The organism is Streptomyces spinosisporus, assembly GCF_022698145.1.
Classification (GTDB): domain Bacteria; phylum Actinomycetota; class Actinomycetes; order Streptomycetales; family Streptomycetaceae; genus Streptomyces; species Streptomyces spinosisporus.
This window is the reverse complement of sequence record NZ_JALDAX010000047.1, coordinates 1-2,435: the sequence shown is the minus strand read 5'-3', so window position 1 is coordinate 2,435 and position 2,435 is coordinate 1. Positions and strand designations below refer to the sequence as shown.

Sequence of the window (2,435 nt, the reverse complement as noted above, 5' to 3'; positions counted from 1 at the left end):
CGGTACGGCAGGACTGTCGGTGGGACAGCGCGTGTTCGGCCTCACGGACTGGACTCGCGACGGCACGCTCGCTGAGTACGTGGTCGTCGAGGCACGTAACCTCGCGCCGCTGCCGGGCGACGTCGACTTCACCACCGCCGCGGCCATCGTGATGCCGGGTCTCACCGCGTGGCAGGGGCTGTTCGAGCACGGTCGCCTGCAAGCAGGGCAGCGCGTCCTGGTGCACGGCGCGGCAGGCGCGGTCGGCTCGATGGCCAGCCAACTCGCCCGCGAGGCAGGCGCGTACGTCATCGGCACGGGACGGGCCGACGGGCGCCAGAGGGCGCTCGACTTCGGCGCGCACGAATTCGTCGACCTTGAAGAGGAAATGCTGGAAGACCTCGACGGAGTCGATCTGGTCTTCGATGTCTTCGGCGGAGACATCGGGACCCGGTCCGCGGGCCTGGTTCGACCCGGAGGAACGTTCGTGACGATCGCGGGCCCGCCGGAGGCCCGGCCTGCCGGACGCCGCTCGATCGACTTCGTCGTCGAGCCAAGTCGCGCCCAACTGGGTGAGGTTGTGCAAGGCGTACGGGACGGGCGGCTGCGTACGAACATCGGCACCGTGGCGGCCCTGGACGACGCCGTCGCCGCGCTCAACCCGACCGAGCGGGTCAGGGGGAAGACGATCATTCGGGTTCGTCCGTGATGCGGCAACAATTCGCTGTCCCTGGGGGGCCTGTGTTCCTAGGGTTTCTGCATGACGGACGATGAGCGAAAGCGGGCGGTGCAAGCGGCGGTTGACGGGGAGATGCGCCTTCTCGATCCAGAGGTGCGCGCTTCACCGGACCGCGTCCTGGAGCTTCTGGATCCGGAATTCACTGAGATCGGGGCTTCCGGACGGTGGTGGGACGTGGAGTCGATACTCACGGTGACAAGCGGCGGCAGCATCTCCCCGGAGTCCCCGGTCAAGGTGAGCGACATGTCCGGGGCTGTTCTTGCACCCGGCATCGTTCATCTGACCTACTTCGCCGACAACCAGGGCCGCCGAGTCTGGCGGAGTTCCCTGTGGCGGTCCACGGAGACGGGCTGGCGACTGTACTTCCATCAGGGCACGTTGGCCGGCTGAGTCGGTGTGTGCCGCCAGCCGTGAGGGACGCGGTCAAGGTCATTGGAAAAGACGCGACCGTCAGGACGCCTTCTCCCCATTGCCGTATCGAGGCAATAGCAGGCTGCGTAGCTGCTTCCGGCCCCGGTGGACGCGGGACATGACCGTGCCGACCGGGGTCCCCATGAAATCCGCGATCTCCCGGTAGCTGAACCCTTCAACGTCCGCCAGATACACGGCCGTTCGGCGAACGGGAGGGACCATGCTGAGGGCTGCCTTGAGGTCCGGGCTGGCCAGATGGGCCAGTACGGCGGATTCTGCCGAGGCGAACGCTGAGTGTCCGTATGCGTCGTGCTGTGGCAGTTGCTGTGCGTCGGCGTCTGCCACGAGGTAATGCCGCGGCCGACGCTGTTCCTTTCGGTACGCGCTGATGTACTGGTTGACGAGGATTCTCCGCATCCACGCGCCGAAATTCGTTCCAGGACGGTACTGCTCGAACGACGCATAGGCCCGTGCATAGGCCTCCTGCAAAAGGTCCTCCGCATCGGCCGGGTTACGCGCCATGCGCCGAGCGGTGGCCAGCAGAGATCGCCGATGTGCCAGCGCGTCCTGCTCAAACCGGGCGCGACGTTCCGCCCAGCTTTCGTTCCGTCCCCCGGGTGAGGGCCGTTGAGGGGGAGGCGTCGGCGCCACGGGCCCCTCCTCTCTGCTTCTGGATGCATTACTTGATTTGCGGCGAGACCCGGCCCGGTTCTTACGGACCGGAATTCGCGACGGCGCGTAGACGCAGAATCGATCCTGGTGGGTCTTTCTTGGAGTGAGGCGGTGCACGGGTGTGTGCGCATCGCTTGAGGCCGGCCCCGGAACCACGCGACCGGACATTCACCCGCAAGCAGACCACGCGAAAGGAAAAGCCCACATGGCAGAAGCCCCCGAGATCTTCGATCTTGTAGTGCTCGGCGGTGGCAGCGCGGGCTACGCAGCCGCCCTGCGCGGTGCCCAACTCGGTCTGCGCACGGCCATGGTGGAGAAGTACAAGCTCGGGGGCACCTGCCTGCACAACGGGTGCATCCCCACCAAGGCCCTGCTGCACGCGGGCGAGATCGCCGACCGGATGCGCGACGCGGAGCTGTTCGGGGTGAGGGCCTCCTTCGAGAGCGTCGACATGGCGGCCGTACAGCGCTACAAGGACGACACGGTCGCCGGGCTCTGCCGAGGTCTGACCAGCCTGGTGAAGGCACGCGACATCACGTACATCGAGGGCGAGGGCCGGCTGTCCTCGCCCACCTCCGTCGACGTGAACGGGCAGCGGGTCCAGGGCCGCCATGTGCTGCTTGCGACCGGTTCG

4 protein-coding genes are annotated in these 2,435 nt (G+C 66.9%); 3 read left to right on the top strand and 1 reads right to left on the bottom strand.

What is annotated here, in order from left to right:
- Both MQN93_RS43595 and MQN93_RS43590 read left to right on the top strand, forming a co-directional pair.
- Positions 1-688: NADP-dependent oxidoreductase (locus MQN93_RS43595; RefSeq protein WP_242713905.1), on the top strand; the 688-nt coding region annotated here is incomplete at its 5' end.
- A gap of 51 nt (positions 689-739) precedes the next feature.
- Positions 740-1,108 carry a nuclear transport factor 2 family protein gene (locus tag MQN93_RS43590; RefSeq protein WP_242713904.1) on the top strand — a complete coding sequence of 123 codons (369 nt, stop codon included), beginning with the start codon at positions 740-742 and terminating at the stop codon, positions 1,106-1,108.
- 60 nt (positions 1,109-1,168) lie between these two features.
- On the opposite strand, the gene MQN93_RS44145 is transcribed toward MQN93_RS43590, so the two are convergent.
- Positions 1,169-1,969, bottom strand: coding sequence for a sigma-70 family RNA polymerase sigma factor (locus tag MQN93_RS44145; RefSeq protein WP_278191851.1), 801 nt, complete (start codon positions 1,967-1,969; stop codon positions 1,169-1,171).
- Between the two features lie 37 nt (positions 1,970-2,006).
- Here MQN93_RS44145 and MQN93_RS43580 point away from each other — a divergent pair.
- Positions 2,007-2,435: FAD-dependent oxidoreductase (locus tag MQN93_RS43580; protein ID WP_242713902.1), on the top strand; the 429-nt coding region annotated here is incomplete at its 3' end.